General features: G+C 63.5%; 29 protein-coding genes and 1 pseudogene. 17 read left to right on the forward strand and 13 right to left on the reverse strand.

What is annotated here, in order from left to right; all coding sequences use genetic code 11:
* Positions 1–148 precede the first annotated feature (148 nt).
* Positions 149–406: a hypothetical protein gene (locus tag PVE73_RS12960; RefSeq protein ID WP_277362652.1), complete on the forward strand. Its 258-nt coding sequence runs from the start codon at positions 149–151 to the stop codon at positions 404–406.
* Between the two features lie 172 nt (positions 407–578).
* On the opposite strand, the gene PVE73_RS12965 is transcribed toward PVE73_RS12960, so the two are convergent.
* The gene (locus PVE73_RS12965) at positions 579–2111 is read right to left on the reverse strand and encodes an acyl-CoA carboxylase subunit beta (RefSeq protein ID WP_277362653.1); all 1533 of its coding nucleotides are present in this window, start codon (positions 2109–2111) and stop codon (positions 579–581) included.
* A gap of 143 nt (positions 2112–2254) precedes the next feature.
* A complete protein-coding gene (gloA, locus tag PVE73_RS12970; RefSeq protein ID WP_277362654.1) occupies positions 2255–2695 on the reverse strand; it encodes a lactoylglutathione lyase in 441 nt (146 codons plus the stop codon).
* Positions 2696–2911: 216 nt separating this feature from the next.
* Here gloA and PVE73_RS12975 point away from each other — a divergent pair, with 216 nt between their 5' ends.
* The 7 genes from PVE73_RS12975 to PVE73_RS13005 all read left to right on the forward strand — a co-directional run bounded on the left by PVE73_RS12975 (position 2912) and on the right by PVE73_RS13005 (position 7669).
* Complete coding sequence (locus tag PVE73_RS12975; RefSeq protein WP_277362655.1) at positions 2912–3505, forward strand: cold-shock protein; 594 nt, start codon at positions 2912–2914, stop codon at positions 3503–3505.
* Between the two features lie 37 nt (positions 3506–3542).
* Positions 3543–4013: a DUF192 domain-containing protein gene (locus PVE73_RS12980; RefSeq protein WP_277362656.1), complete on the forward strand. Its 471-nt coding sequence runs from the start codon at positions 3543–3545 to the stop codon at positions 4011–4013.
* 26 nt (positions 4014–4039) lie between these two features.
* Positions 4040–4795, forward strand: a complete 756-nt coding sequence (locus PVE73_RS12985; RefSeq protein ID WP_277367446.1) for an alpha/beta hydrolase — start codon at positions 4040–4042, stop codon at positions 4793–4795.
* 192 nt (positions 4796–4987) lie between these two features.
* Positions 4988–5722, forward strand: coding sequence for an aspartyl/asparaginyl beta-hydroxylase domain-containing protein (locus PVE73_RS12990; protein ID WP_277367447.1), 735 nt, complete (start codon positions 4988–4990; stop codon positions 5720–5722).
* 131 nt (positions 5723–5853) lie between these two features.
* The gene (gene cysE, locus PVE73_RS12995) at positions 5854–6672 is read left to right on the forward strand and encodes a serine O-acetyltransferase (RefSeq protein ID WP_277362657.1); all 819 of its coding nucleotides are present in this window, start codon (positions 5854–5856) and stop codon (positions 6670–6672) included.
* Positions 6673–6764: 92 nt separating this feature from the next.
* Complete coding sequence (locus tag PVE73_RS13000) at positions 6765–6968, forward strand: DUF3126 family protein (protein WP_277362658.1); 204 nt, start codon at positions 6765–6767, stop codon at positions 6966–6968.
* A 164-nt stretch (positions 6969–7132) separates the two neighbouring features.
* Complete coding sequence (locus PVE73_RS13005; protein ID WP_277362659.1) at positions 7133–7669, forward strand: gamma carbonic anhydrase family protein; 537 nt, start codon at positions 7133–7135, stop codon at positions 7667–7669.
* Positions 7670–7835: 166 nt separating this feature from the next.
* Here the strand turns inward: PVE73_RS13005 and PVE73_RS13010 are convergent, their stop codons facing one another.
* A complete protein-coding gene (locus PVE73_RS13010) occupies positions 7836–8450 on the reverse strand; it encodes a transglutaminase-like cysteine peptidase (RefSeq protein ID WP_277362660.1) in 615 nt (204 codons plus the stop codon).
* A gap of 268 nt (positions 8451–8718) precedes the next feature.
* Positions 8719–9321 carry a PilZ domain-containing protein gene (locus PVE73_RS13015; RefSeq protein WP_277362661.1) on the reverse strand — a complete coding sequence of 201 codons (603 nt, stop codon included), beginning with the start codon at positions 9319–9321 and terminating at the stop codon, positions 8719–8721.
* Positions 9322–9520: 199 nt separating this feature from the next.
* Between PVE73_RS13015 and PVE73_RS13020 the strand changes: the two genes are divergently transcribed.
* Positions 9521–10102: a DNA topology modulation protein FlaR gene (locus PVE73_RS13020; protein ID WP_277362662.1), complete on the forward strand. Its 582-nt coding sequence runs from the start codon at positions 9521–9523 to the stop codon at positions 10100–10102.
* The gene (locus PVE73_RS13025; protein ID WP_277362663.1) at positions 10102–10560 is read left to right on the forward strand and encodes a GNAT family N-acetyltransferase; all 459 of its coding nucleotides are present in this window, start codon (positions 10102–10104) and stop codon (positions 10558–10560) included. The genes PVE73_RS13020 and PVE73_RS13025 overlap by 1 nt, the downstream gene beginning before the upstream one ends.
* A gap of 39 nt (positions 10561–10599) precedes the next feature.
* On the opposite strand, the gene PVE73_RS13030 is transcribed toward PVE73_RS13025, so the two are convergent.
* Positions 10600–11235 carry a PAS domain-containing protein gene (locus PVE73_RS13030; protein ID WP_277362664.1) on the reverse strand — a complete coding sequence of 212 codons (636 nt, stop codon included), beginning with the start codon at positions 11233–11235 and terminating at the stop codon, positions 10600–10602.
* A 356-nt stretch (positions 11236–11591) separates the two neighbouring features.
* On the opposite strand from PVE73_RS13030, the gene PVE73_RS13035 reads away from it, so the two are divergent.
* Positions 11592–12323: a rhomboid family intramembrane serine protease gene (locus PVE73_RS13035; protein ID WP_277362665.1), complete on the forward strand. Its 732-nt coding sequence runs from the start codon at positions 11592–11594 to the stop codon at positions 12321–12323.
* Positions 12324–12410: 87 nt separating this feature from the next.
* The gene (locus PVE73_RS13040) at positions 12411–12842 is read left to right on the forward strand and encodes a CBS domain-containing protein (RefSeq protein WP_277362666.1); all 432 of its coding nucleotides are present in this window, start codon (positions 12411–12413) and stop codon (positions 12840–12842) included.
* A 68-nt stretch (positions 12843–12910) separates the two neighbouring features.
* Here PVE73_RS13040 and PVE73_RS13045 read toward each other — a convergent pair whose 3' ends face one another.
* Positions 12911–13168: a YjhX family toxin gene (locus tag PVE73_RS13045; protein WP_277362667.1), complete on the reverse strand. Its 258-nt coding sequence runs from the start codon at positions 13166–13168 to the stop codon at positions 12911–12913.
* A gap of 297 nt (positions 13169–13465) precedes the next feature.
* On the opposite strand from PVE73_RS13045, the gene gatB reads away from it, so the two are divergent.
* The 4 genes and pseudogenes from gatB (at position 13466) to PVE73_RS13065 (ending at position 16472) form a co-directional block, all read left to right on the forward strand.
* Positions 13466–14968 (forward strand): Asp-tRNA(Asn)/Glu-tRNA(Gln) amidotransferase subunit GatB, encoded by a 1503-nt coding sequence (gene gatB / locus PVE73_RS13050; RefSeq protein ID WP_277362668.1) that lies wholly within the window; start codon positions 13466–13468, stop codon positions 14966–14968.
* 2 nt (positions 14969–14970) lie between these two features.
* A pseudogene (locus PVE73_RS13055) lies at positions 14971–15482 on the forward strand (GNAT family N-acetyltransferase).
* A 96-nt stretch (positions 15483–15578) separates the two neighbouring features.
* Positions 15579–15977: an NADH:ubiquinone oxidoreductase subunit NDUFA12 gene (locus PVE73_RS13060; RefSeq protein ID WP_277362669.1), complete on the forward strand. Its 399-nt coding sequence runs from the start codon at positions 15579–15581 to the stop codon at positions 15975–15977.
* Between the two features lie 72 nt (positions 15978–16049).
* Positions 16050–16472, forward strand: coding sequence for a DUF2155 domain-containing protein (locus PVE73_RS13065; protein WP_277362670.1), 423 nt, complete (start codon positions 16050–16052; stop codon positions 16470–16472).
* A 21-nt stretch (positions 16473–16493) separates the two neighbouring features.
* Here PVE73_RS13065 and aat read toward each other — a convergent pair whose 3' ends face one another.
* From aat to PVE73_RS13100, 7 genes are all read right to left on the reverse strand, one after another.
* The gene (gene aat, locus PVE73_RS13070; protein WP_277362671.1) at positions 16494–17105 is read right to left on the reverse strand and encodes a leucyl/phenylalanyl-tRNA--protein transferase; all 612 of its coding nucleotides are present in this window, start codon (positions 17103–17105) and stop codon (positions 16494–16496) included.
* 15 nt (positions 17106–17120) lie between these two features.
* Positions 17121–18464: an acetyl-CoA carboxylase biotin carboxylase subunit gene (gene accC / locus PVE73_RS13075; protein WP_277362672.1), complete on the reverse strand. Its 1344-nt coding sequence runs from the start codon at positions 18462–18464 to the stop codon at positions 17121–17123.
* A gap of 18 nt (positions 18465–18482) precedes the next feature.
* A complete protein-coding gene (accB, locus tag PVE73_RS13080; RefSeq protein WP_277362673.1) occupies positions 18483–18953 on the reverse strand; it encodes an acetyl-CoA carboxylase biotin carboxyl carrier protein in 471 nt (156 codons plus the stop codon).
* Between the two features lie 25 nt (positions 18954–18978).
* Positions 18979–19416, reverse strand: coding sequence for a type II 3-dehydroquinate dehydratase (gene aroQ / locus PVE73_RS13085; protein WP_277362674.1), 438 nt, complete (start codon positions 19414–19416; stop codon positions 18979–18981).
* Between the two features lie 124 nt (positions 19417–19540).
* Positions 19541–20299 (reverse strand): DsbA family protein, encoded by a 759-nt coding sequence (locus PVE73_RS13090; RefSeq protein ID WP_277362675.1) that lies wholly within the window; start codon positions 20297–20299, stop codon positions 19541–19543.
* Positions 20300–20372: 73 nt separating this feature from the next.
* Positions 20373–21761 (reverse strand): M48 family metalloprotease, encoded by a 1389-nt coding sequence (locus PVE73_RS13095; RefSeq protein WP_277362676.1) that lies wholly within the window; start codon positions 21759–21761, stop codon positions 20373–20375.
* 223 nt (positions 21762–21984) lie between these two features.
* Positions 21985–24591 (reverse strand): Rne/Rng family ribonuclease, encoded by a 2607-nt coding sequence (locus PVE73_RS13100; protein ID WP_277362677.1) that lies wholly within the window; start codon positions 24589–24591, stop codon positions 21985–21987.
* A gap of 579 nt (positions 24592–25170) precedes the next feature.
* Here PVE73_RS13100 and PVE73_RS13105 point away from each other — a divergent pair.
* Positions 25171–26433 (forward strand): N-acetylmuramoyl-L-alanine amidase, encoded by a 1263-nt coding sequence (locus tag PVE73_RS13105; protein ID WP_277362678.1) that lies wholly within the window; start codon positions 25171–25173, stop codon positions 26431–26433.
* Positions 26434–26474 lie beyond the last annotated feature (41 nt).

A 26474-nucleotide genomic window follows, 5' to 3' on the forward strand; every position in this document is an offset into this window, starting at 1 on the left:
GTATGTGGCTTGGGAGATGCATTCTTTGGATTTTACTAACTCATTGAAAAATAATGGATTACTCGTTGCGTGCGGCTTCGGAGCGGCCTATTGTAGCGATCTTCGTCGGCGGCAATCGGCGGCGGCAGGAGAAGCTAGGAGGCCGTTCATGACGCGATTTTCAGTCACGCTGCTGCGGGAGCTGCAAATGGCGGTCGGACAGGCGCTGGAGCGTGAGGGCGTGCTGAATGTTCCGGCCGTGGCCTGGGAGATGAAAGCGCGGTTTCCGGAGGTGAGCGTCGCGGAGCTGGAAGCGGAGATATTGGCGCACGGCATGGCACTGAACGCGGCGATGTTCTTCCACGGACCGTTCTCGCATAGCGGGCATCCCCGGAGCCGCCGCTGCGAGGGAAGCACGTTGCATTGAAGCATGGACGGTTCGTCCTGCCCAGCATCGCTCGAGGCGGATCACCGCTCGACTGCCGCATTTGCGCAACGCCGGTGATTCCATTCGGCTGTAAACGCCAATGCTCCGCTTCCGCTTGCCAGACAAGGTGTGAAAACGCCTTTTCCTCTCGTGCAGAAATGTGCGGCCAAATTCAAAGCGGGATGTTGTCGTGCTTCTTCCAGGGATTTTGCAGGTCCTTGCGGCGCAGCATGCGAAGCGCGCGGGCCACGCGGCGCCGCGTCGAATGCGGCATGATCACCTCGTCCACATAACCCCGCTCGGCAGCGACGAAGGGGGAGAGGAAGCGCTCCTCGTAACGCTTCGTATGTTCGGCGATCTTCTCCGCGTCGGCGATGTCCTTGCGGAAGATGATCTCGACCGCCCCCCTGGCACCCATGACGGCGATCTGCGCGGTCGGCCAGGCATAGTTGATGTCGCCGCGCAGGTGCTTGGAGGCCATGACGTCATAGGCGCCGCCGAAGGCCTTGCGCGTGATGACGGTGATCTTCGGCACGGTTGCCTCCGCATAGGCGAAGAGGAGCTTGGCGCCGTGCTTGATGAGGCCGCCATATTCCTGCGCGGTGCCGGGCAGAAAGCCCGGCACGTCGACGAAGGTGACGATCGGTATGTTGAAGCAGTCGCAGAAGCGCACGAAGCGGGCTGCCTTGCGCGAGGCGTCCGAATCGAGGACGCCGGCCAGCACCATGGGCTGGTTGGCGACGAAGCCCACCGTTCGCCCTTCGATGCGGCCGAAGCCGGTGACGATGTTCCTGGCGAAGCCTTCCTGCACTTCGAAGAAATCGCCCTCGTCGGCGGTCTTCAGGATCAGCTCCTTGATGTCGTAAGGCTTGTTCGCGTTCGCAGGAATGAGCCCGTCGAGTGACTGGTCGTCGGCCGTGATGTCGCCGTAGCAATCGATCTCCGGAAGGTCGGCCGTGTTGGACGACGGCAGGAAGTCGACGAGGCGGCGCATCTGCAGCAGCGCCTCGACGTCGTTGTCATATGCGCCGTCGGCGATGGAGGACCTGGTCGTATGGATGCGCGCGCCGCCGAGCTCTTCCGCCGTCACCGTCTCGTTGGTGACGGTCTTCACCACGTCCGGCCCGGTGACGAACATGTAGGAGGTGTCACGGACCATGAAGATGAAGTCCGTCATGGCAGGCGAATAGACGTCGCCGCCCGCACAGGGGCCCATGATGACCGAGATCTGCGGAATGACGCCGGAGGCGAGCACATTGCGCTGGAAGATCTCCGCATAGCCGCCGAGTGCTGCGACCCCTTCCTGGATGCGCGCACCGCCGGCATCGTAGAAGCCGATGATCGGCGCACGGTTCTTCAGCGCCATGTCCTGGATCTTCATCACCTTCTCGGCATGGGCCTGCGACAGAGACCCGCCGAAGACGGTGAAGTCCTTGGCAAAGACGAAGACCGTGCGGCCGTTCACCGTGCCCCAGCCGGTGACGACCCCATCGCCGGCGATCCTCGTTTTCTCCATGCCGAAATCCGTCGAGCGGTGCTCGACGAACATGTCGAACTCCTCGAAGGAGCCCTCGTCGAGAAAGATATCGAGACGCTCGCGCGCCGTCAGCTTGCCTTTGGCATGCTGGTGCTCGATGCGCGCCTTCCCGCCCCCTTCGCGGGCACCGGCTCGCCGCTTTTCAAGCTCCCTCAGGACTTCCTTCATGAACTCCTCCCTCGCGGAAAGGCAGCAGGAGAACGGCAATAGGGAAGCAAGGAGTCGGCATCGACGCTATGCTTCGAGGCAGGCTCCGACGCCACAGCGCCGCTTTGGTCCCATCTCCGCATTGCCCTACCGCCTTATCCCCTCTACCACGCTCCCGTGTTCTGCATGGAAGCCCAGGGCTCGGCCTTCGGCTTCGCCTCGCCCTTCTGCAGGATCTCGATGGAGATACCGTCGGGCGAGCGCACGAAGGCCATCTTTCCGTCGCGCGGCGGACGATTGATGGTCACGTTCGCATCCATCAGGCGCTGGCACAGCGCGTAGATGTCGTCTACCTCATAGGCCAGATGGCCGAAGTTGCGGCCGCCCTGATAGTCTTCCGGATCCCAGTTGTAAGTGAGCTCGACCAGCGGTGCCTTCTCCTGCTCGGCCCTTGCCATGTCATCCGGTGCGGCAAGAAAGATGAGCGTATAGCGGCCCGCCTCGTTCTCGGAACGGCGAACCTCCTTGAGGCCCAGCTTGTTGCAGTAGAAGTCCAGCGATTCGTCCATGTCGCGGACGCGGACCATCGTGTGCAGGTAACGCATTCGGCTTCCTTTCCTTTTCGTCAGGCGGGGAACATAGGGCTCTGCCGCTATGCCGGGCAATGGCAAATCTGCGCCATCACCGCGCCGCGTTACAGTTCGCTACAGTATATCCGGGTGCTGTTGAAAATCTTAGGCGGCCCTTGCTAAGGCAGGAAGAAGCGATGCTATCCTGCCGGTGAGAGAATCAAACCACCGGACTTGGGAAGGCAAGACGAAATGGAGGATAAATCCTCGACGAATCGAGGGCTTGCAGAGAACGAAGCCCGGGGGGCGGGCAACACTGAAGAGACGTCCGACGCGATCGAGATCGCCGGTGCGATCAAATGGTTCGATGTCGCCAAGGGATTTGGCTTCATCCTGCCCGAGACACCCGAGCTGGGCGATGTTCTCCTGCATGTATCCTGCCTTCGGCGCGACGGGCACCAGACCGCGCTGAGCGGTGCCCGCGTCGTCTGCCTCGCCAGGCAGGGCGAAAAGGGATTGCAGGCGTTCAAGGTGCTCTCGATGGACATCTCCACGGCGGTGCATCCCGCCGAGGACCAGATGCAACGCACACGCCTCGCGGTGGTCCCCGAAAGCGGGCTCGAGCGGGCGCTGGTAAAATGGTTCAACCGCACCAAGGGCTTCGGCTTTCTTACGCGCGGTGAGGGGACGGAAGACATCTTCGTTCATATGGAGACGCTTCGCCGCTACGGAGTGACCGAACTCAGGCCGGGCCAGGTCGTTCTGGTGCGGTTCGGGCGCGGGGAGAAAGGCCTTATGGCCGCCGAAATCCATCCTGATATTGGCACACTGCCCATCTCCCACTGAGTTCCCGTTCCAGAAACGGGCAGCCGAGGAAGTGTCCATGCGTCTCCTGCCGGTGTTTCTGCTCCTGCTCCTGCTCTGCGCGCCTGCGCGCGCCGAGCAGCCCATGCTGCTGCAGGTGCATCCCGACCGCCTGGTGGCCGAAACGGCCACGGGCGAGAAGAGCTTCTCCATCGAGGTGGCGGACGACAGCTACGAACGCCAGCGCGGCCTGATGTTCCGCGAGACGATGGCGGACGACAGGGGCATGCTCTTCGTTTTCCAGGGGAGCGGGCAACGCGGTTTCTGGATGCAGAACACGCCGATGCCGCTCGACCTGCTTTTCATCGGCGAGGACGGAAGGGTGAGAGCGATCGAGCATGGCGAACCGTTCTCCACCGATAGTATCGCTCCTCCGGTCGAGACCCAGTTCGTGCTTGAACTGAAGGCCGGAACGGCGCAAAAGGCGGGTATTGAAGTCGGTGATCGTCTTCGCCACCCGCTCATCGACGCGGTTGCCGACAATGGGTGAAACGGGCAGGGCGGTTCTACGGGCGCATGCAGTTCTTCAGCCATGACGGTTTCGAGCTTGCCTTCGTCGACGAAGGCGAGGGCGATCCGGTTCTCCTGATCCATGGGTTCGCCTCAACGCATCATGTCAACTGGGTCGCGCCCGGATGGGTGAAAACCCTGAGGGATGCCGGCTATCGGGTGATCGCGCTCGACAATCGCGGCCATGGCCGCTCCACCAAGAGCCATGACGCGCAGGACTACACGCCGGAAAAGATGGCCGATGACGCTGCCGCGCTGCTCGACCATCTCGGCATCCCCCGCGCCCATGTGATGGGTTATTCCATGGGAGCGCGGGTCGCGGCCTTCCTGGCGCTGAGACATCCCGATCGCGTGGCGACGCTGGTCTTCGGCGGCCTCGGGATCGGCATGGTGGAAGGTGTGGGCGAGTGGGACGTGATCGCCGAGGCTCTTCTGACGGAGGACCCGGAGGGCATCACCCATCCGCGCGGCCGCATGTTCCGCAGCTTCGCCGACCAGACGAAGAGCGACCGGCAGGCACTTGCCGCCTGCATCTCCACTTCGCGCACGCTCCTGACGCGCGGCGAGGTCGCGCGGATCCGCCAGCCGGCGCTGGTCGCCGTGGGGACCAAGGACGACATCGCCGGCGCGCCGGAGCCGATGGCCGCGCTCCTGCCGCAGGGCGAGGCGTTCTCGATCGACCGCCGCGACCACATGCTTTCGGTCGGAGACAAGACCTTCAAGGCGCGGGTGCTGGAGTTCCTGGCGGCACACCCGCTATAGCCAGTTCAATCCTTCCCCGCCGCGGAATCTTCAAGGAGCCGGAACTCTCCCTTGACAACTCGGCTTGTTGTCGGAGCATCGCGGCGAAGCCCTTACGGCATCCGTGCCGAAGCGTTGGAGGAGTTCATGGGACAAGGGACGGCCGGAAAGGGCATCGCGCAGCAGAAGCGCACCCAGGGCGTGGACGATCTGATGATGCGCCCGGGCCCGGGCTACCGGGTCGGCCAGGCGATCGTCGATTGGGCCGAGCGGCTGAACCTGAGATATGCCGCCGTCGGCAATCCGCCCGTGCACGACAACGCCACTTTCCCGTGGGTAGCCGAGATCGAGCGCGAATGGGAGCTGATTCGCGCCGAACTCGACCGGGTGCTCATCCGGAAAGAAGAATTGCCGGGCTTCCATGAGATCGTCTCCGAGGTGCGTTCCATCTCGACCGACCGCGACTGGAAATCCTTCGTCTTCTGCGGCTACGGTTCGAGCTCCGAGGACGCGATCAGGGCCTGCCCGGAGACGTGGCGTATCCTGCAGAAGATCCCGGGACTGAAGGCGGCGATGTTCTCCATTTTCGAGCCGGGCAAGCATTTGCAGCCGCATCGCGGGCCGTATAACGGCGTCTTGCGGCTTCATCTGGGCCTCAAGGTTCCGGCCGAGCGGGACAAGGTGGCGATCCGGGTGGCCGACCGGGTCTGCCATTGGGAGGAGGGCAAGGTCCTGATCTTCGACGACGCCTACGAGCACGAGGCGTGGAATCATTCCGGCGAAACGCGTGTCGTGCTCTTCGTCGATTTCGTGAAGCCTACCCGCTTCCCGGCAAGCGCCGTCAACTGGATGCTTCTCAACCTGGCGCCGTTCACTCCCTTCGTGCGTGAGGGCTACAAGGCGCAGAAGCGCTGGGAAAAGTTGTTCTTTGCCGGGGAGGGGAGTTGAGAAGGCTCTTCGGGCAGGTGCAGGCTTCGCGCTGTTCAAATCTGTTTGAACCGGCGTTTCAGGAATTTGCAATTTAACCGAAGGCCATTCTGCCCTAGATATAGGCTGACGCTGTGGAAATGGAGACGACCATGACGGCCAGACAAGCGGTTCGCCCGAATGCGCCGCAACAGATCGATCCCATCTGGTCCGAAATCAGGGCCGAAGCTCAGGCGGCCGTCGACAACGACCAGCTGCTTGCCGGCTTCCTCTATTCCACGGTCCTCAATCATGCAACGCTGGAAGAGGCGGTGAGCCACCGCATCTCGCAGCGGCTCGACCACGCGGATATCGGCGCCGACATCATCCGCCAGTCCTTCCGGGCCATGTGGGAGGATCAGCCGGAGTGGAGCTCCATCCTGCGCGTCGACATCCAGGCCTATTACGACCGGGACCCCGCCTGCGACCGGTTCCTGATGCCGGTGCTCTATTTCAAGGGGTTCCACGCAATCCAGACGCATCGGTTGGCCCACTGGCTGTGGAACCGGGGCCGCAGGGACTTCGCGCTCTACCTGCAGAGCCGCTCCTCCTCCGTGTTCCAGACGGACATCAACCCGGCTGCGCGGATCGGGCGCGGCATCTTCCTCGACCACGCCACCGGCCTTGTGGTGGGCGAGACGGCAGTGATCGAGGATAACGTGTCGATCCTCCAGGGGGTGACGCTCGGCGGCACGGGCAAGGAGACGGGCGACCGCCATCCCAAGATCCGCCATGGCGTGCTGATCGGCGCGGGCGCCAAGATCCTCGGCAATATCGAGGTCGGCCATTGCACGAAGGTGGCGGCGGGCTCGGTGGTGGTGAAGCCGGTGCCGCCCAACAAGACGGTGGCGGGCGTTCCGGCCCGCATCATAGGCGAGGCGGGCTGCAACGAGCCCTCGCGGGCAATGGACCAGCTTCTGCAGGCGGAGTAGACGCTTTCCCGCTCTGACCTCGCCCGAGGGGTTTACAGCCGCGCCGCGCCCGTGCCAGAAGCGGGGCAGCAGCCCAAAGACGGAGAAGTTTGTTGAAGCCGGAAGAGATCAGGAAGCTCGATGCCTATTTCAAGCGGGTCTTCCAGAACCCCTCCTTGCAGGTGAAGGCGCGTCCGCGCAAGGAAGATTCGTGCGAGCTCTATGTCGGCGACGAATTCCTCGGCATCATCTTCAAGGATGAGGACGAAGGGGACTACAACTTCTCCATGGCCATCCTGGACGTCGATCTCGACTAGCTCCGGCGGACTGCCAGAGTCGCCCATCTCCATCGACTGCCACTCCTTTGAAGCACGCGCAGGCGCTATTGCACAGAGCGCGGTGACGGCATGACGGCGAAGACCGTGTGCTTGCGGTGCGTGGCTGGCGCGCTTTATGCTTCCGCCGAGAAAAGGAGAGCTTCATGCCGATTTACGCACTCGACGGGCATATCCCCCAATTCGCCGATCTGCAGACGGGCTGGGTCGCACCCGACGCGATTCTGGTGGGAAAGCTGGTGATCGGGCGCGATGTGGGGATCTGGTTCGGGGCGGTGCTGCGCGGCGACAACGAGCCCATCACCATTGGCGACGGCAGCAATGTGCAGGAGCACACGGTAATGCATACCGATATGGGCTTCCCGCTCACGGTGGGGCGCGGCTGCACGATTGGCCATCGCGCCATGCTGCATGGCTGCACGATCGGCGACAACACGCTGATCGGCATGGGGGCGACGGTGCTGAACGGCGCGCGGATCGGCAATGACTGCCTTGTCGGCGCCGGGGCGCTCGTCACCGAGGGTAAGAGCTTTCCCGACCGGTCGCTTATCGTCGGCACGCCGGCCAAGGTGGTGCGCGATCTCGATGACGAAGCGGTAGAGAGACTGCGCGTTTCGGCGGCGAGCTATGTCGAGAATGCCAGGCGATTTCGGCGCGGGCTCGAGCCGGCGGGTCTCGGCTAGGCCGCTCCTACGGTCATTTCCGATACTTCCAGAATCACCGGCTGCCGGGCGGGACTCGGCTGCTCTCGTGCAAAAAAGCGGAGCCGACCCCAGGGGAAGGGGCCGGCTCCTAACCCGGTCGATGGGGACGGGGAGGTGGGGACTCGACCGGGTTTCCCGGGAACAGTCAGCGGCTGGAGGAAACGCTGCCCACGGCCGTTGCGCGGCCGTCCGATATGGACACCCAGCGGGAGGCGTCGTGCGCCGACTGGCGCTTCAGGAATTGGTAGGATGTTTCGGACCACGGCAGGATCGACGCTTCCATGTTGTCCAGGATGAAGTCACCTATGTCGGTGGTGACCGTGAGCACCGCATGGCCGTCGCCGTTGGGCTGGCGCACCACGGTGATGAGCAGATCGGAGGCGGGAACGCCCGCATTGATCAGGAGGCGGCGCTTCTCCAGCACATAGTCTTCGCAATCGCCGTAGATATCGGGATAGGACCAGAATTCCTCGATGCCCCAGATCTCCCGATCGGTGCTCGGCATCACGGAGGTGTTGACGGTGTTGTTCACGTCCACGAGCAGCGCCCACAGCTGGCGCGTCAATTCCACCGGTGCCGGATTTGCGCTCGTTTGCCGGCATTCGGACGGCTCGCGCTGGCACAGCTCGAAATGGCCGACCGGCTGTGACGTGAGACCCTCCGTGGGCATGAAATCGCCGGCCGCAAAAGCCTTTGTCGTCGGTGACGCGAAGAGGATCGCGAGCGCCGCAAGAAGCGACATCCCTTTGTTGAACCGCATTTTTCGTCTCCCCGTTATGAGGAGACTATGGCAGGTCCGGATTGATACCGCGCAAAGGCTTGAAGTAGAAATAAGACTAAATTTTAAACCAGTTTGAAATACATATGTATAAAGAAGTTAACGTCAATGTTGCAATGTATTAAGCATAACGAGGTCTGAATTTCCGGCGCGGGGTGCGGCCGCGCAAGGGCCGACGCCTTGCCTGCGTCCTCCGGGAGAGTGCCGGAGTGCTCTTGGTTGCATCTTGGAAGTGTGGTCGAGCGGAAGACTACTCGAATTCGGCGAGCAACGCGGCCGGTTCCTGAAGCACCGCAAATTCCAGAGCGAAGCCGTGTTCGAAGTGGCGCACGACCTCGCCGCGGAGATTTCCGAGAAACACCGGGGTGCCGATCGCCGGCTTGGGAGCGGTCTCGATCGCCGCACCCGATGCCGAGAGGTCGACGATGCGGCAGGGATGCTCGTGCCCGTCGGGCAAGCGGATCGTGCTCATCGGGTTTCCCGGGGTGATGCGCTCGTGCCGCCGGTCCTCCGGAAGGTCGAGCTCATGACGGTTCGCGAGCCAGGTGAGTTGCGAGGCGAGCTTGTCGCGCTTCCTTTCGGAGGCGTTGATCGTCATGGCGAAGCCTTCGTCGAAGACACGCGCGATGCGCCCCTCGATCCGGCCGATATGGTGGAGATAGACGACCACGCGTTCGCCCTTCCGGCCGATCCGCTCAGCCTTCAGTGCCACGTTGCCTGGTGACATGTCGATGACACGGCAGGAATGCTCTGAGCGGTCCTGCAGCATGTAACGGCCATAGAGACTGATCTTGACGCGCTGAAAGCTTCGCCTCTCGGCGCGCATGGGCATCGGGTTCGCCGCCACGGCCATGTCACTGCTCGTTCGATGGCCGTAACGGCCCGACAAAAAACGGAGGAATACTGGGGAGGGAAGGGTTAAGATCACGTAAGCCGGCCTGTTCGCGGAACCGGAAGGTAGGGGACTGCCTCGCCGTCCCGGGAATCCGTCCAGCATATCCCTGAAGGTGATTTCCTGTGCTAGGCGTTCTCGCCGTCATGAGGGGATCGAGATGGGCACAACACACGCCGGACCGCAGACCACCTCGACGGCCGGTACCGTCGGCGCCGCGATGAAACGCGTCCTCGTCATCGGCGGACCGGGCTCCGGCAAATCGACATTGGCGCGCCGGATCGGAGATGCGCTTCGCCTTCCGGTGTTCCACTTCGACCATATCCATTGGAAATCGGGATGGGTGCCTCGGCCGGAAGACGAAAAGCTTCCGTTGATCGAGGAAATCATCGCCGGAGATGCGTGGGTGCTCGAAGGCAACCATTCCCGCTCATACGCGATGAGAGTGGCACGCACCGACACGCTTGTGTTCCTCGACATGCCACGCAGGCTGCGGATGACCCGGCTTCTGCGTCGGTGGCTTCGTTATCGCGGCACGACACGCCCGGACCTGCCGCATGGCTGCAACGAGCGGCTGGAACTCGAATTCCTGCGTTACAGCTGGGAGTGGGACCGCACGACGCGGCCGCGGGCACTCCGACTCGCCGAGGACAGCGCGGGGGCGCTCGACGTCCATGTTCTACGCTCGCCGGCAGAGGTCCGGCGCTTCGAAACATATCTATGCGAGAGAGGGACCGATTGATGGAAGATGTCGAGTTGCGGCTCGCGGCCGCGGGGGATTTCGACGGCATTCTCGAGCTTTACCGCCACCTCAGCCCGGACGACGACACGTTGTTCGACCGGCCTCAACTGAGGGATATCTGGTCGTCGCTCCTTTCGCGCGAGGGGACATATGTGTGCGTCGCAGTGGAGGGGGAATCTAGGCCCGTCTCGACCTGCACGCTGGTCGTGATCCCGAATATCATGAGGGGAGGGCGATCCTACGCGCTGCTCGAGAATGTCGTCACTCTGAACTCGCACCGTCGGCGTGGCCTCGGCCGGGCCACCCTCAACTTCGCGATCGAAAAGGCGTGGAGCCTCGGTTGCTACAAGGTGATGTTGATGAGCGGCCGTGCCGATCCCGGCGTTCACACCTTCTATCGAAGCATCTTTCCCCAGACGAAGCAGGGATACCAGGTCAGGAACTTGCCCGCTGCTTGAGTCCAGCCCCCTGACGGCCCGGCGCCTGAACGACGGCGTCTATCTGCGACGGCCGCCGTCGAAGACGACGAGATGGCGGATGCGCCGGCCATTCACGCCGGCGAGTGTTTCCGTCAGAGCCTCGCTGTCCGGCAGGAGGGAGGGAACGGTCAACGCCTTCCGGCTGGAGAGAAGGAGCGGTTCGCGGTCCGGATCGATCACCCGGAAGCTTTCAAGGGCGTTTTCCAGGATCGGTTCCGCGCCGAGCCAGAACGGCTTCTGGATCGGCTGCACCGTGCCGAGTGCGCGCGGATGGTCGTCTCCGCCTTCGACCGGAAGGATCAAAAGCTCGAAAGCGTTCCTGCGGTCATCTCGTCCCAAGCCCTCGAAGGTGATGAACAGGACAGACTTGTCGGCGAGGGCGCGACGCACGAGCCGCGCTATCGCCTGCCGGTCCTTTTCGCTCCAAAGCGCGGTGAAGGAATGGCCCTTGAGCTCCCGGCCATAGGTCGAGCACATGCGGGTGCCGGCAAGCCGGAAAAGCACACTCCCGAGCTCGTCCCGCTCCAGGATGAAGGTGTCGGGAAGCAATGTCTTGATCTGGCCGGGCGCGATCTCGGTGCGGTGGGGGGCAGGCCGGCCGCGGCGCAGATGATTCCAATATTGGAACAACTCTATCGATCCATCCTGAAACATATGCCTGCCGTCCCGTTTTGAAATTCATCCTGTCCCAGAGGTGAACAGAAGCGGCGTCCCATGCACCTCAATGCAGGACAAGCAGGTTGCGTGCCAGCCTTACTCCGGGTTTTGCACGGAAGCGGATCGTTAGGGTTAAGGAACCCTTAAACCATTGTTATTCCGTATGTTCGAGCTGTCCCACAATGGCAATGCGGGGTTCCGGCACGGCGTTGAAACGCCCGCTGGCACGGCCCTTGCACAGCTTGTCGCGGGGACAGGGGACTCGACCGAGGGGCCGTCCAGCGGAAACGCTGGGCGGCTTCTGTTTTTCCGCTATCTCTGATAGGCACGCCGGAAACAGCGAATGATCCGAGATGACCGGAAGCGTTTCCGAAGAAGAGCAAAAATCGGACGAGGAAGAGCCGCGCCGCGAGCCGGTCTTCAATCTCGCCGGCGTGGTGATCGCCATCATCGTCCTGTGCACCGGCATCCATTTGCTGCGCACATATCTATTGAGTCCCGGAGCGGACTACCGGCTGCTTCTTCACTTCGCCTTCCTGCCCATCCGCTACACGGGCAACTATCCGCTCGACATCTATGCGGTGGTGAGCCCGATCACCTATTCCTTCCTGCACGGCAGCTTCGCGCATCTCGGCGTCAACATGGTCGCGCTCGCCGCGTTCGGCTCTCCGTTGGCGAACAGGATCGGCACGGCCCGTTTCCTCTTGTTCTGGGCGGCGGCGACGCTCGCAGCCGCCTTCCTGCATCTGTTCTTCTATCCGCAGGATGCCGCCCCGCTGGTCGGCGCATCCGGCGCGATTTCGGGCATGTGGGGGGCGGCGGCGCGGTTCGACTTCCGTGTCGACCGCCGCGCGGAAAAGCCGGGCTTCGCAGGGACGATCCTGCCGCTCCCCATGGTCTTCCGCTCGCGCATGGCGCTGGTCTTCATCGGTGCGTGGTTCGTGACCAATATCGCCGTCGGGATTACCTCCGGCACCGGAGGCGAGCCGGAGATCGCCTGGATCGCCCATATCGGCGGGTTCCTCTTCGGCCTGCTGCTCGTTCCGCTGTTCGACAGGCACCCGCCGGGCCGGAAGAGCGCTTGATCCTCTCGCTTGCAAAGCAGCTCCAGGAAGCGCAACATCCTGGTGGGAAAGGGAGGTTCCGGGGGCTGTTGAGCGAGAGGAGAGCGCATGACGGTCAAATCTATCCTTGATGTCAAGGGCCGCGACGTGGTGACCATCGCGGCGTCGAAGACGCTGGGGGAGGCGGCGGAGCTTCTCGCCGAACGGCGCATCGGCGCCGTGATCGTGATGGACAGGGGGGAGCGGATCGGCGGAATCCTCTCGGAGCGGGATATCGTGCGCGCGATCGCCCAGGACGGGCCGGCGGCCCTGGACAAGTCCGTCTCCGCTGTGATGACGGAAAAGGTGAAGACCTGCCGCGAGAGCCACACGGTGAACGAGGTGATGCAGATCATGACGCAGGGCCGCTTCCGCCATCTTCCGGTGGAGGAGAGCGGCAGGCTCGTCGGCATCATCTCCATCGGCGACGTGGTGAAGCGCCGCATCGAGGAAGTGGAGCGCGAAGCGGAACAGATCCGCACCTATATCGCTTCTGCCTGAGCACTTTTCACCCTCCCGCTCCTTCGACCGTCCGACAAGCCCGCGGTCCGGAGGGGAGGGTGCCGGCATCACCGGTTGTCGTGCTGAGAGCGGACGAGCTCCAACCCGCGCCGCGTGATGCGGTAAGGCCCGCCATTCACCGAGGCGATGGCCCGCTTTCGTTTCACCTTTCGGAAGAGGGCAAGGTCGAGGCCGGGAAATTGCCAGCCGTCGCGGGTGATGCAGGAAAGTTCGACGATGCGGCCCTTTTCGTCCTTCTCGATATGAATGCGGCCGCCTTGCGCCAATATGTGGAGTATGCGCTGTTCTGCGCGCGAAATGTCCATTTGTGATCCTGGAAAACCTGTGGCGCATACGCGCCAAACCACGTCGCCGCGCCGCCCGAGGGCAGCGCGGGGTTCAGGTTCAGCCCTGGCCCGACAAGGGGCTCAGGGCTTCAGCAGGTCTCCAGCCGGGTAGACATCAAAACTCCATTCGCGGGCAGCGCTCATAGCGCAGAGTACCGAGATTTGGAAGCTGTTTGGCTTGCCACGCCCACACGATTGTTCTAGCGAAGGCTGAAAAGTGCAACTTGCAACTTGCAACTTGCAGCCAAATCGCTTTGCAACCTCAACACACGGCCCATGACAATCATCGACACGCGCACGCCCGATCCCAAGCGGCTCATTCCTGGCGCCACCGGCGACTGGGAGATCATCATCGGCATGGAGATCCATGCCCAGGTGACCTCGCGCGCGAAGCTCTTCTCCGGCGCCTCGACCGAATTCGGTGCCGAGCCCAACGCCAATGTCAGCCTCGTGGACGCAGCCATGCCCGGCATGCTGCCCGTCATCAACGAGGAATGCGTGAAGCAGGCGATCCGCACGGGGCTGGGGCTGAAGGCGCAGATCAACCACCGCTCTGTCTTCGACAGGAAGAACTATTTCTATCCGGACCTGCCGCAGGGCTACCAGATCTCGCAGTACAAGCAACCGATCGTGGGCGAGGGCGTCGTCATCGTCTCCGTCGGCCCCGCCAAGGACGGCAGCTTCGAGGAGATCGAGGTTGGCATCGAGCGCCTGCATCTGGAGCAGGACGCGGGCAAGTCGCTGCACGACCAGCATCCCACAATGTCCTATGTGGACCTGAACCGCTCCGGCGTGGCGCTGATGGAGATCGTGTCGAAACCGGACATGCGCTCGGCGGACGAGGCCAAGGCCTTCCTCACCAAGCTGCGCAGCATCCTGCGCTATCTCGGGACCTGCGACGGCAATATGGACGAAGGCTCCATGCGCGCGGACGTGAACGTGTCGGTGCGCCGGCCGGGCGAGCCCTTCGGCATACGTTGCGAGATCAAGAACGTGAACTCCATCCGCTTCGTCGGCCAGGCAATCGAATCGGAGGCGCGGCGGCAGATCGCGATCCTGGAGGACGGCGGCGCGATCGACCAGGAGACGCGGCTCTTCGACCCCGGCAAGGGCGAGACGCGCTCGATGCGTTCCAAGGAGGAAGCGCACGACTATCGCTACTTCCCCGACCCCGACCTCGTGCCGCTGGTCTTCGACCAGGCCTATGTGGACGCGCTTGCTGCCGAACTGCCGGAGCTGCCGGACGAAAAGAAGGCGCGCTTCATGTCGAGTTTCGGCCTGTCGGAATACGACGCCTCCGTACTCGTCGCGGAGAGGGCAACTGCCGCGTATTTCGAGAAGGTTGCAGCCGGCCGGGACGGCAAGGCGGCGGCGAACTGGGTGATCAACGACCTGCTCGGCGCCTTGAACAGAACCGGAGAAGATATTGAGAACACGCCGGTTTCACCCGATCAGCTCGGCGCGATCATCGACCTGATCAAGGACGGCACGATCTCCGGCAAGATCGCCAAGGACCTGTTCGAGATCGTCTGGAACGAGGGCGGCGACCCGGTAAGGATCGTGGAGGAGCGCGGCCTGAAACAGGTGACCGACACCGGCGCCATCGAGCAGGCGGTGGACGAGGTGATCGCGGCCAATCCGGACAAGGTGGAGCAGGCGAAGGCCAAGCCGACGCTCGCCGGCTGGTTCGTCGGCCAGGTGATGAAAGCCACCGGCGGTAAGGCCAATCCGCAGGCCGTCAACGCGCTGGTGAAAGAAAAGCTGGGGCTGGAGGAATAGCGATGTTCCAGCGGACGGTCTCGGAGCGCGACCTTGCGGCCGTCCGCGCGCTGCTGGTGGAGACGTGGCACGTGACCTACGATTCCATCTACGGTGCGGAGCGTGTGACGGAGATCGCCGACAACTGGCACTCGCTGGCTTCGCTGAAGGCGCACCTCGACCGGACCGATTCGGAATTCGTGATTGCCGATGACGGCAAGGAGATCGTGGGCATGGCTTTTGCGAGCGCGGACGACGAGGGCCGGATCATCATTCTGCGCCTGCTTTACGTGAAGCCGTCCATCAGGGCAGGGGCATTGGCGGCCTGCTGCTCGAGGAGGTGGAAAGGTGTTTTCCCGATGCCGAAAGGATCAGGCTCGAGGTCGAGGAGGCGAACGCGAAGGCCGCCGCCTTCTACATCGCCAACGGCTTTGCCAGGGCTGGATGCACCCAGGATTGTGGCGGACAGGGCACCGGCATAGAAGCGGCCGTCTACGAGCGCCGGATCCCCGGACCTTTGCGGACCGGTCGATGACGCCCGAGAGCGGCGAAAGCGCGCGGGCCCTTGCGTTCGGGCCTCCGCGCCGCCATAAGCAGACAAACGGCCAATGATTGCCGCACGAGGAATGCGATGAAACAATTCCTGATCCAGTTCTTCACCTGGTGGAACGGCCAGACCCTCAACACGCGCTTCCACACCTGGCGCAGGGGCGAGCGCGTGGGCGAGGACGAGTTCGGCAATGTCTATTATCAGGGCGGGACGGATTCGGAAGGCCGCACGCGGCGCTGGGTGATCTACAACGGCTATTCGGAGGCATCCGCCGTTCCGCCGGGCTGGCACGGATGGCTGCACCACAAGGTCGACACGCCGCCCACTGCGGAGGACTACAAACCGTTCGAGTGGCAGAAGCCGCATCTACCAAACCTGACGGGCACGCCGGCCGCCTATCGTCCGCGCGGTTCCGTGCTCACCAATGAGCAGCGGCCACGCGTGACAGGCGATTACGATGCCTGGACTCCCGGGAACTGAGCATTTCTCGCCACAATTGCGCAATAACCCGGATGACGGTGAATACGAATCCGGGCTGAGGACGGGACGCATATGACGGGAGCGAGACGTATCTCCGGGAACGCAACGCGGACTGTTGTGGCGGCATTCGCCGTCCTGCTTGCCTTTCCGGCCCAGGCGGAGCGCATCAAGAATCCCGTGGCGGAGTTCAGCGGGGTCGACAAGATCACCGGCCGCATCACCAATTTCGACGTCTATATGGATGAGACGGTGCAGTTCGGCGCACTGCAGGTGACGCCGCGCGTCTGCTACAGTTCGCCGGAAACGGAGGAGCCGAAGACGGACGCCTTCGTGGAGGTGAACGAGATCACGCTCGACCGGAAGATCCGGCGCATCTTCACCGGCTGGATGTTCGCCGAAAGCCCCGGTATCAACGCCATCGAGCACGCCGTCTATGACGTGTGGCTGAAAAGCTGCAAGAAGGATTCGGACGTTCCTCCACCGGAGACGAACTGATCCTGCGCATCCGCGTCGGGTTCAGAATTTGGCGCTTCCTTCCAGCGCTTCGGCCAGAAGCTGCTCGTAGCGCCTGCGCGGCACGTCGACTGCGCCGAAGCGCTTCAGGTGTTCCGTGGTGAATTGGGTGTCGAGGAGTAGGAATCCGCGCTCCCTCAGCCGCTCGACGAGATGCACCAAGCAGATCTTGGAGGCGTTCGGCGCGCGCGAGAACATGCTCTCCCCGAAGAAGGCGCGGCCGAGCGAAACCCCGTAGAGCCCGCCCTGCAGCTTGCCCTCGCGCCACGCTTCCACTGTGTGGCAGTGGCCTCGCTTGAAGAGCTCGGTGTAGGCTTCGCGGATGGGCTCGTTGATCCAGGTGTCCGGGCGCTCCGGCGACGGTTCGGCGCAGGCGGTGATCACGCCGGCGAAATCCGTATCATAGCGGATATCGAAGGGCTGCTGGCGTGCCAGTTTCCGCAGGCTCCGCGGCACATGGAACCCGTCGAGCGGGATGACGCCGCGGGTTTCCGGCCGCACCCAGAAGACCTCCGGGTCGTCCGAATGCTCGGCCATGGGAAAGACGCCGGTGGCATAGGCGCGCAGAAGCAGATCCGGGGGGATATGGAACCCGGGGGCGAGAGGACGCGTCATCGCAGCGCCCGCGAACTACTCGTCCTGCGCGAGGTAGTTCTCCAGCCAATGGATGTCGTAATCGCCATTCGCCACATCGACATTCCCCACGAGGTCGCGGAAGAGCGGCAATGTGGAATTGATGCCATCGACGACGAATTCGTCAAGGGCACGGCGCAGGCGCATCATGCATTCGACGCGGTTGCGGCCATGCACGATGAGCTTGCCGATCAGGCTGTCGTAATATGGCGGGATCCTGTAGCCCGAATAGACGGCCGAATCGACGCGGATGCCGAGCCCGCCCGGCGTGTGGAAGTGAGTGACCGTGCCGGGTGAGGGAACGAAGGTTCGCGGATCCTCGGCATTGATGCGGCACTCGATCGCGTGGCCGTGGAAACGCACGTCGTCCTGGCGAACGGAGAGCCCGCCGCCGGATGCCACGCGGATCTGCTCGTGCACCAGATCGATACCGGTGATGGCCTCCGTCACCGGATGCTCCACCTGCAGCCGGGTGTTCATCTCGATGAAATAGAACTCGCCGTTCTCGTAGAGGAACTCCACCGTGCCGGCGCCGGAGTAGCCGAGATCGCTCATTGCCTTGGCGACGGTCTCGCCGATGCGCGTGCGCTGCTCGACATTGAGAGCTGGTGAGTTCGCCTCCTCCCAGACCTTCTGGTGGCGGCGCTGCAGCGAACAATCACGCTCGCCCAGATGGACGGCGTTCCCGGCGCCGTCGCCCATCACCTGCACTTCGATGTGGCGGGGCTTCTCCAGATATTTCTCGATATAGACGGCGTCGTCGCCAAAGGCCGCGCCCGCCTCGGTGCGTGCCGTGGAGAGCGCATGGGAGAGGTCGGCTTCGGTGCGTGCCACCTTCATGCCGCGTCCGCCACCGCCGGCCGAAGCCTTGACGAGGACGGGATAGCCGATCCCGGCCGCGATACGCTTCGCCTCGCGGTCGTCGCGCACGGCGCCCTCGGAACCGGGGACCACAGGAATGCCCAGGCGCTTCGCGGTGCGCTTGGCCTCGATCTTGTCGCCCATGATGCGGATGTGCTCGGCCGAGGGGCCGATGAAGGTCACGTTGTGGGCGGCGAGGATATCGGCGAATTTCGCGTTCTCCGAAAGGAAGCCGTATCCGGGGTGAACCGCGTCCGCACCGGTGATCTCGCAGGCGGCGAGGATCTGGTGGATGTTGAGGTAACTGTCGCGAGAAGCGGGCGGGCCGATGCACACGCTTTCGTCGGCAAGGCGCACATGCATGGCGTCCGCATCCGCCGTGGAATGTACCGCCACGGTCTGGATGCCCAGCTCCTTGCAGGCGCGCAGCACCCGAAGCGCGATCTCGCCGCGATTGGCGATGAGGATCTTCTGGAACATTATGCTCTCAATCCCGGCCTATTCGACCACGACCAGGGGCTCGCCATATTCCACCGGCTGGCCGTCCTCGACCAGGACGGCCTTCACGGTGCCGGCGCGGGGCGAGGGGATCTGGTTCATCGTCTTCATCGCTTCAATGATCAGCAGCGTCTGGCCCTTTTCAACCGTCTGGCCCACATCGACAAAGGGGGCCGCGTCAGGAGACGGGGCGCGGTAGGCGGTGCCGACCATGGGGGAAGGAACGGCATTCCTGGCAAGATCGGCCTGGGAGGACGTTTCCTCCTTGGGAGCCGGGGCGGCGGATTGCGCTGCCGCGGTGGGCGCTGACGCCATGGCGGGAACGGCAGCCTGAACCGCGGCAGGCTGGCGTGCCACGCGGACGCGCATTCCGCCGTCTTCCACCTCGATCTCCGTCAGGCGGGTCTCGTCAAGGATGTTCGCCAGATCGCGGATGAGCTGCTGGTCCACACCGTTCTTCTTCATCGACATCATATCCCCTTGCCTATGCGGCGAACTATATCCTTGCCGCCAGCGCTTCGAGCGCCAGCGCGTATCCGATCGGCCCGAGGCCGCAGATCATCCCAACCGCCGCCGGCGCGATCATGGATCTATGCCGGAACGGCTCGCGTGCGTGGATGTTCGAAATGTGCACCTCGATCACCGGCAACGGCTCGACGGCGCGGATCGCATCATGGAGGGCGATCGAGGTGTGGCCATATGCGCCGGGATTGATGATGACGCCCGAGCCATGCTCGCTCGCTTCCTGGATCCAGTCGACAAGCACACCCTCGTGATTGGACTGACGGAACTCGATCCCGAGCCCAAGGTCGACGGCGCGGCCGCGGCAATCCGCTTCGATGTCGGCGAGCGTTTTCCCGCCATAGATGTCAGGCTCGCGCCTGCCGAGCAAGTTCAGGTTCGGCCCGTTGAGGACATATACCGGTTTCGCCATCATCCACCCTGGGGGTACTTCGCCGGCCCTCTATAATCGGCTTCGGCGGCTGCGGAAAGAGCGCAAATGCGCTCTTTCCGCGTTCCCCAAGGGGAAGGGCGCCGGCAGAAACACGACATCCGGCTTATTGGCGGGCCGCGGCGATCTTCTCGGTCAGATGATCCTGGCCAAGCGCACCATAGACGACCTCCTGCCCGACCACATAGGAGGGCGTGCCGTTGATCTGCAGAGTATTCGCAAGCTGATAGGTTTCGGCGAAGGCCTTTTCAATTTCGGGATCCTTCATCGATTCGCGCAGCGCGGCCTCCTCAACGCCCAGATCCGTGGCGATCCGCATCGCTGTCTCCTCGTTGGCGCGGCCCTGGCTGCCGAGGAGACGGCGGTGGAACTCGCCGTATTTTTCCGGGGCGAGCTTGCGGAAAGCCATGGAAACCACGTGCGCCGCATGGGAATCGGGCCCGAGGATCGGGAATTCCTTGAGTACGAAGCGCAGGTTGCCGTCCTTGGCCAAGAGCGCCTCCATGTCGCTCAGGGCCCGTTTGCAATAGCCACAATTGTAATCGAAGAATTCGACAATGGTGACGTCCCCGTCGGGATTGCCGATGATGCCGTCATGCGCGCTCTGGAAGATCTGCTCCGCGGAGCCGGCGATCGCCTGCTGACTCGCCTGGGCCTGCTGATTCTTCATCTTCTCCTCGAGGGCGGACTGCATCTCCAGCAGAATCTCTGGATTGGAAAGAAGATATTCGCGCACGATGCCCTCGACCTGCGGCCGGGTGAGCTCCACCTCGCCGGTGACCTGCTCCTGTGCCTTGAGCTGATTCGCTGCGGCGCCGGCGACCATCGCCGAGGCGAGGGACGCGGCGAAAAGCAATTTCCTCATGATTTTTCCTTTTGAAAGCCTGCGGCGGCCCATTCATCCCGGCAGCCTGAACGAACACGATGAAAAAAGGATATCATTTCTTGCCCGGCTCGTGGAATTCGATGATGTCCTGCGCGCGCACCCATTCCGGCGAACCGCGCTTCAGCTTCATCTGCGCACGCGTCGCGAAGATCTTCGCATCACGATAGGCGCCGGCATGGAAATGGCCCTCGGCGGTGGCGAGCTCTGCAGGCCCGATCTCCCCCAATTGCCCATAGGCCTGGGCGAGGAACCGGTAGCCGTTCACATATTCCGGCTCGCGCGTGAGGCCTGTTTCCAACTCGGAGGCGGCACGGCGCACGAGGTCGGGCTGCCCGGTGGCCAGCAGCGCCTGGCCATGGCCCACCTGCAGCAAGCCCGAGGGCGGGGCGAGCTTTATGGCGGCGCCATAGGCTTCGGCAGCCTCGCGCGGGCGGTTGGCCTTGATCAGGACTTCGCCCTTCAACTCATGGAAATAGGGGTTCTGGGGCTGACTGGCGATCAGCTTGTCCACCTTGGCGAGAGCGCTGCGCGGATTGCCGTGAAGATAGGTGTTGATCGCATCCGCATAAAACGTGGGCAACCCGCCGGGATCCTTGCGGAACACGCGCGCCACGGCGTTCTGTCCGGCCGTGTAGGCGGCGATCTTCGCCCTCGCCAGGTCGTGGCGCAACTGCAGGACAGGCGGGTCCTTGCGATCGTAGAAGCGGCTCCGCTTCACGAGCTCTTCCAGGTTGGCGATCCGGTCGTGCGGCATCGGGTGGCTGAACTGGTACGGATCGACATTGACGCCGGCCAGGGCCATGTCGCCGGCCATGCGCTGGAACGTAACGAGCATGCCCCGGCCAGACTGGCCCGTGCGCTCCAGATATTCAATCGCGGAGCGGTCAGCAGTCGCCTCTTCCGTGCGTTGATAGCCGAGCAGGCTACGCCGCGCCGCCTCCGAGCCGCCCATTGCAAGGCCGACGCCCGCTCCCGCTAGATCGCCCTGGTTGCTGGCGGCTGCCGCCACGCCCGCGCCGATTCCCAGCAGGGCGGCGACGACGGCCATGGTCTGCGCGCGCGCAAGCTGGTCGCGCAGGCGGTGCTGGTGGCCGCCTGCGAGGTGGCCGACTTCGTGGGCAATCACGCCGATGATCTCGTTCGGGGTCTCGGAGGTGAGCAGCGCGCCGGTATGGATGAAGATGCGGCGCCCGGCCACAAACGCATTGAAACGATGGTCGTTGACGAGCACGATCTCGATGCCCGAGCCACTGAGACCCGCCGCCTCCAGGATGGGACCGGCATAATCCGCGACCAAAGCCTCGATCTCGGCGTCGCGCACGATCGGCACGCTGCGTTGCGCGAAAGCCGGCACAGCGCTCACCAGCATATGGGCGGCGACCAGGATCGCAGCCAGGATTCGGGACAAGCGGGCGGTGGCAAGTTCAAGCAAGGTTACCATCGCTTGAATCGATATTTTATTTTCGTGGCAATGAGAAGGCGGCATGGCCGATCCTCAACTCATCTTGATCCTGGAGCCGATCACTTCTTGCCGAGATGCAGACCCCCCGCGCGTGCCGTTGAATGAAGAACAGCCGGAACAAAGGTCCGGCTGTTTCCGCGAATCCAGTGCGAATTGCGCACGCATTCATGCGGCACCGGGCGTTCCCCGGCTGCAAAATGCCTTAGAAGAAGCTCTTGCGCTGCCACCAGCCGGTCTTGCGCGGCGCTTCACCCTCTTCGCCCGTTGAGGAGACTACGGGCTCCGGCTCCTCCGAGGCATCGGCTGCTGCCGCCGTCCTGCGGCGCGAGGCGGGCTTCTTCTCCTTCTCTTCCGGCACAGCCTCCGTCGCATCGGCCGCCGCAGGCGCGGGTTCCTCATGCGTTTCGGAGTCGGGAGGAGAGGCGATCTCCGCCTGTGGCGCTTCTTCGACTGCAGCTTCCTTCTTGGCACGCGTCTTGCGGCGCGGCTTCTTGGCCGGAGCCTCTTCTGCCGGAGCCTCGGGAGTTGGCGCGGCCTCCGCCACGGCGGGAGCGGGTTCCGGTTCGGCCACCGCGGGTTCGGTCGCTTCCTCGCCCGATGGTGCCGTCATGGCATCCTCCGGGGCCGCCTCTTCACCTTCCTCGCGACGATTGCGCTTGCCTCCGCGCTTGCCCCGATGGCGCTTCTTGCGCGGTTCTTCCTCGCCGGCATCGGCTGCGACCGGTGCTTCGGTCTCCTCTCCGGCTTCGCTCGGCTCGTCTCCTTCCTCGGCCTCCTCGGCGGACTGCGGTGCGGCATGGTCGGCGCTCGCGCGGTCACGTCCGCCGCGCCTGCGGCGCTTGCGGCGACGCTTGCGCCCGGGAAGGCCTTGCTCTTCGGCGGCGATGGATCTCTCCTCGGGTTCATCCGCCGTTTCCTCTGCCGGGACCTCGTCCTCCGTTTCCAGCTCGACTTCCGGGGTGCCCTGGATGGCGGGCTTCGGAGCGGGCGCACGGGTGGAGGGCTCGCCCTTCACAATGGCGTAGTGCTGGTTGCCAAGTTCCTCGTCGGTGGCGATGGTGATTTCCACACCGAACCGAAGCTCGAGTTCCACCAGTGTCGAGCGCTTGTGGTTCAAGAGGTAGAGCGCGGTCGTGGTCGGCGTGCGCACGGTGATGTCGTGGCGTCCGTCCTTCAGCAGATATTCCTCGATTGCCCGGACGACCATCAGGGCAACGGAGGAATCCGAACGCACATGGCCCGTACCGCCGCAATGCGGACAGGGCTGCATGGTGCTTTCCAGAACGCTCGAGCGGATGCGCTGGCGCGACATTTCGAGCAGGCCGAAATGCGAGATACGGCCGACCTGAATGCGGGCGCGGTCGTTCTTGAGGCAGTCCTTGAGGCGTTTTTCCACCGCGCGGTTGTTGCGGTTCTCCTCCATGTCGATGAAGTCGATCACGATGAGACCGGCAAGGTCGCGCAGGCGAAGCTGCCGGGAAACCTCCTCCGCCGCTTCCAGATTGGTCTGGAGCGCGGTGTCCTCGATGGAATGCTCCTTGGTCGAGCGGCCGGAATTGACGTCAATGGCGACCAGGGCTTCGGTCTGGTTGATGATGATGTAGCCGCCTGACCTGAGCGTCACCTGGGGCTGCAGCATCTTGTCCAACTGCGCCTCGATGCCGTTTCGCGCGAAGATCGGAACCGTATCGCGATAGGGCTGCACGACCTTCGCGTGGCTCGGCATCAGCATGCGCATGAAATCCTTGGCCTCGCGATAGCCTTCTTCGCCGGCCACGAGAATCTCGTCGATGTCCTTGTTGTAGAGGTCACGAACGGAGCGCTTGATCAGGCTGCCTTCCTCGTAGACGAGGGCAGGGGCGATGGACTGGAGCGTGAGGCCGCGCACGCGCTCCCAAAGCCGCATCAGGTATTCGTAGTCGCGCTTGACCTCGGCCTTGGTGCGGTTGGCGCCCGCAGTGCGCAGGATCACGCCCATGCCGTCCGGCACGTCGAGGCTCTTGACGACGTCCTTGAGCCGCTTGCGATCCTGTACATTGGTGATCTTGCGGGAAATGCCGCCGCCGCGCGCCGTGTTCGGCATCAGCACCGAATAGCGGCCGGCAAGCGAGAGATAGGTGGTGAGTGCCGCGCCCTTGCTGCCGCGCTCCTCCTTCACCACCTGAACCAGCAGGATCTGCCGGCGTTTGATAACTTCCTGGATCTTGTAGCTGCGGCGCACGTGCCGGCGACGGCTCTCGGCCTCGTCGAGCGCGTCCTCGGCGCCAACCGTGTCGACCTCGTCCGAGCCATTCGCCTCCTCGGCGCCATTGTTCTCGGACGGGAAGGTCTCGGAAATCACGTCCTCCTGCACGGCCTCGGCCTGCGCCGGCTGGCTTTCGCCGGCTTCAGCGGCATCCGCCGCCACCGATGCCTCATCCCGGGAATCCGGCTTTCCGCTGCGCCGGCTGCCGCGGCGGCGCTTCTTCCCGCGTCCGGACTGGGCGTCGTTCTCCTCGGCCTCGTCATCCGCCGCGCGGGCCTCCTCGGCCTCGGCCTTCAGGATGGCCTGACGGTCGGCGACCGGGATCTGGTAATAGTCGGGATGAATCTCGCTGAAGGCGAGAAAGCCGTGGCGGTTTCCGCCATATTCGACAAAGGCCGCCTGAAGCGAGGGCTCCACACGGGTGACCCGTGCAAGATAGATGTTTCCCCTGAGCTGCTTCTTGTCTTGTGATTCGAAATCGAATTCTTCGATGCGGTTACCGCGCAGGACGACAACACGCGTTTCCTCCGGGTGGGAGGCGTCTATCAGCATTTTGTTTGGCATTAAGTCTTGTCTCCCCGGCAAGATCCTTCTGCCGGGTGGGAGCGTTTCGCGTCCCTGCCGCGCCGTTTCGGAAATCGTTGCCGGATAATTTGAGGCCTGCCGGCCGGGGCGTCGATGCAGCAGGATGCCGGATCGCCGCAAAACCGCTGCGGATCTTTCCGGAACAACTCCTCACTGCATTCAAAGCCATAGCATCGCCTGGCAGTACCGTTTCAACCAAGGCCCGGGCGCCGGGCCGCTACTTGCTCGTGTGAGCCGGCACGGGACCGCCCCGGCCGTTTTCCTCGCTTAAGGGTTCCGGCCAAGCCGCAAACACCTTGAAGAAATCCTTTGAGCCATCGTGGGTGCCGGCATCTCGCTTCGGAAACTTGCCCGTAAACCCGTACCTCAATTGGATTCGCGGTTTCCGCCGATGGGCGCACTGCAATGGTTCACTGCCGCTTTTATGATTTGCCACCGTCCATGGCAACCCTGAATTCGTCGCGGGGCCAGCCGCCCCGGGAGGCCGGTCTTGCCTTGAAGCGGCCCAAAGCTTCGTCTAACGGCATCTCACCAGGCGCCAATCGAACGGGGACCGACGTGCCGACCACACTTCATATGGGAAGAGAAGGGGCGAAGCGCCAGAAGGCTGGGCAGCGCGGCAGCGTCTCCACGGTGATCGGAAGCCTCTTCCTGGTTTTGCTCTCCTTCCTGACGCTGCTTCCCGATTCGGCCTTCGCCCAGCCGGCACAGCCTCTGGTCGCCTATGACTACCTTGCCGCCGGCGACCAGAACCGTACACGCATCGTGCTCAATTTCGACCGGGAGCCCAAGGTCGACTGGTTCCTGCTGCGTACGCCGCACCGGCTGGTGATCGACCTTCCGGAAACCGAATTCGGCATAGAAGAGGAGCAGACGAAGGCACAGGGTCTCGTCTCCCGGGTTCGTTACGGCCGCATGGCGCCGGACCATTCACGGATGATCTTCACCATGCCCGGCCCGTTCGCCGTCGAGGATCTGTCGGTTCTGAAGAACGAGACGTCGCCTGGTTACCGCCTGATCGTCGACATCGTCTCGACGTCCGAGACCGCCTTCGAGGCGGCCATGCGCGAGCGCATCACCGCCGTGCCCGATGCGGGAACAGCCAAGGAGGCGGTGCAGAGGAACCCCGAGGACGACCGCTTCACGGTCGCGATCGACGCCGGGCACGGCGGCATCGACAGCGGTGCGCGCGGGGTGAGCGGCACGCTGGAGAAGGCCATCACGCTTACCTTCGCCCGGGAACTCAAGAAGAAGCTCGAAGAGACAGGCAAGTACAGTGTCGTGCTCACCCGGGACGAGGATGTGTTCCTGCGGCTCGACGAGCGGGTGCGAATCGCGCGGGAGAATGGGGCCGACCTGCTGATTTCCATCCATGCCGACGCGATTGCCTTGCGTAACTTCCGGGGCGCGACCGTCTATACGCTTTCGGAACGCGCCTCCGATGCGGAGGCGGCCGCCACGGCGGCCCGCGAGAACCTTTCGGACGAGATCGCCGGCCTCACGGTGCGGGAAGAGCAGGACGAGGTGGCGGACATCCTCGTCGATCTCATCCGCCGCGAGACGCACGCCTTCTCGATCCATTTCGCCCGCACGCTGCTCGGCGAACTCGACGATACGGTGCATCTCGTCGGCAGTCCCCTTCGGTCGGCGGGCTTCATCGTGCTCAAGGCGCCAGACGTGCCTTCGGTGCTGGTCGAACTCGGTTATCTTTCGAATGCGGAGGACGAGAAGCAGATGAAGGACCCGGCCTGGCGCGCCGCGGCGATCGATTCGATCATCAAGGCGATCGCCGCCTTTGCGGCCGCCAAGGCCGGAGGCTAGGGAGCGTTGCATTCGCACAACGCTTCCAATTCTTTTCGCAT

Origin of the sequence: Chelativorans sp. AA-79 (genome assembly GCF_029457495.1) — a bacterium.
Taxonomy (GTDB): domain Bacteria; phylum Pseudomonadota; class Alphaproteobacteria; order Rhizobiales; family Rhizobiaceae; genus Chelativorans.

Excerpts from the sequence above, each read along its gene's own strand:
- PVE73_RS13020 (WP_277362662.1), top strand. The coding sequence starts at position 9,521 with ATGGGCACAACACACGCCGGACCGCAGACCACCTCGACGGCCGGTACC.
- gatB (WP_277362668.1), top strand. The coding sequence starts at position 13,466 with ATGACAATCATCGACACGCGCACGCCCGATCCCAAGCGGCTCATTCCT.
- PVE73_RS13045 (WP_277362667.1), bottom strand. The coding sequence starts at position 13,168 with ATGGACATTTCGCGCGCAGAACAGCGCATACTCCACATATTGGCGCAA.
- PVE73_RS12985 (WP_277367446.1), top strand. The coding sequence starts at position 4,040 with ATGCAGTTCTTCAGCCATGACGGTTTCGAGCTTGCCTTCGTCGACGAA.
- PVE73_RS12990 (WP_277367447.1), top strand. The coding sequence starts at position 4,988 with ATGATGCGCCCGGGCCCGGGCTACCGGGTCGGCCAGGCGATCGTCGAT.
- PVE73_RS13060 (WP_277362669.1), top strand. The coding sequence starts at position 15,579 with ATGAAACAATTCCTGATCCAGTTCTTCACCTGGTGGAACGGCCAGACC.
- aat (WP_277362671.1), bottom strand. The coding sequence starts at position 17,105 with ATGACGCGTCCTCTCGCCCCCGGGTTCCATATCCCCCCGGATCTGCTT.
- PVE73_RS12980 (WP_277362656.1), top strand. The coding sequence starts at position 3,543 with ATGCGTCTCCTGCCGGTGTTTCTGCTCCTGCTCCTGCTCTGCGCGCCT.
- PVE73_RS13010 (WP_277362660.1), bottom strand. The coding sequence starts at position 8,450 with ATGCGGTTCAACAAAGGGATGTCGCTTCTTGCGGCGCTCGCGATCCTC.
- PVE73_RS12975 (WP_277362655.1), top strand. The coding sequence starts at position 2,912 with ATGGAGGATAAATCCTCGACGAATCGAGGGCTTGCAGAGAACGAAGCC.
- PVE73_RS12965 (WP_277362653.1), bottom strand. The coding sequence starts at position 2,111 with ATGAAGGAAGTCCTGAGGGAGCTTGAAAAGCGGCGAGCCGGTGCCCGC.
- accC (WP_277362672.1), bottom strand. The coding sequence starts at position 18,464 with ATGTTCCAGAAGATCCTCATCGCCAATCGCGGCGAGATCGCGCTTCGG.
- PVE73_RS13040 (WP_277362666.1), top strand. The coding sequence starts at position 12,411 with ATGACGGTCAAATCTATCCTTGATGTCAAGGGCCGCGACGTGGTGACC.
- gloA (WP_277362654.1), bottom strand. The coding sequence starts at position 2,695 with ATGCGTTACCTGCACACGATGGTCCGCGTCCGCGACATGGACGAATCG.
- cysE (WP_277362657.1), top strand. The coding sequence starts at position 5,854 with ATGACGGCCAGACAAGCGGTTCGCCCGAATGCGCCGCAACAGATCGAT.
- PVE73_RS12960 (WP_277362652.1), top strand. The coding sequence starts at position 149 with ATGACGCGATTTTCAGTCACGCTGCTGCGGGAGCTGCAAATGGCGGTC.
- PVE73_RS13095 (WP_277362676.1), bottom strand. The coding sequence starts at position 21,761 with ATGGTAACCTTGCTTGAACTTGCCACCGCCCGCTTGTCCCGAATCCTG.
- PVE73_RS13065 (WP_277362670.1), top strand. The coding sequence starts at position 16,050 with ATGACGGGAGCGAGACGTATCTCCGGGAACGCAACGCGGACTGTTGTG.
- PVE73_RS13100 (WP_277362677.1), bottom strand. The coding sequence starts at position 24,591 with ATGCCAAACAAAATGCTGATAGACGCCTCCCACCCGGAGGAAACGCGT.
- PVE73_RS13005 (WP_277362659.1), top strand. The coding sequence starts at position 7,133 with ATGCCGATTTACGCACTCGACGGGCATATCCCCCAATTCGCCGATCTG.
- PVE73_RS13035 (WP_277362665.1), top strand. The coding sequence starts at position 11,592 with ATGACCGGAAGCGTTTCCGAAGAAGAGCAAAAATCGGACGAGGAAGAG.
- PVE73_RS13015 (WP_277362661.1), bottom strand. The coding sequence starts at position 9,321 with ATGGCCGTGGCGGCGAACCCGATGCCCATGCGCGCCGAGAGGCGAAGC.
- PVE73_RS13025 (WP_277362663.1), top strand. The coding sequence starts at position 10,102 with ATGGAAGATGTCGAGTTGCGGCTCGCGGCCGCGGGGGATTTCGACGGC.
- PVE73_RS13030 (WP_277362664.1), bottom strand. The coding sequence starts at position 11,235 with ATGTTTCAGGATGGATCGATAGAGTTGTTCCAATATTGGAATCATCTG.
- PVE73_RS13090 (WP_277362675.1), bottom strand. The coding sequence starts at position 20,299 with ATGAGGAAATTGCTTTTCGCCGCGTCCCTCGCCTCGGCGATGGTCGCC.
- aroQ (WP_277362674.1), bottom strand. The coding sequence starts at position 19,416 with ATGGCGAAACCGGTATATGTCCTCAACGGGCCGAACCTGAACTTGCTC.
- accB (WP_277362673.1), bottom strand. The coding sequence starts at position 18,953 with ATGTCGATGAAGAAGAACGGTGTGGACCAGCAGCTCATCCGCGATCTG.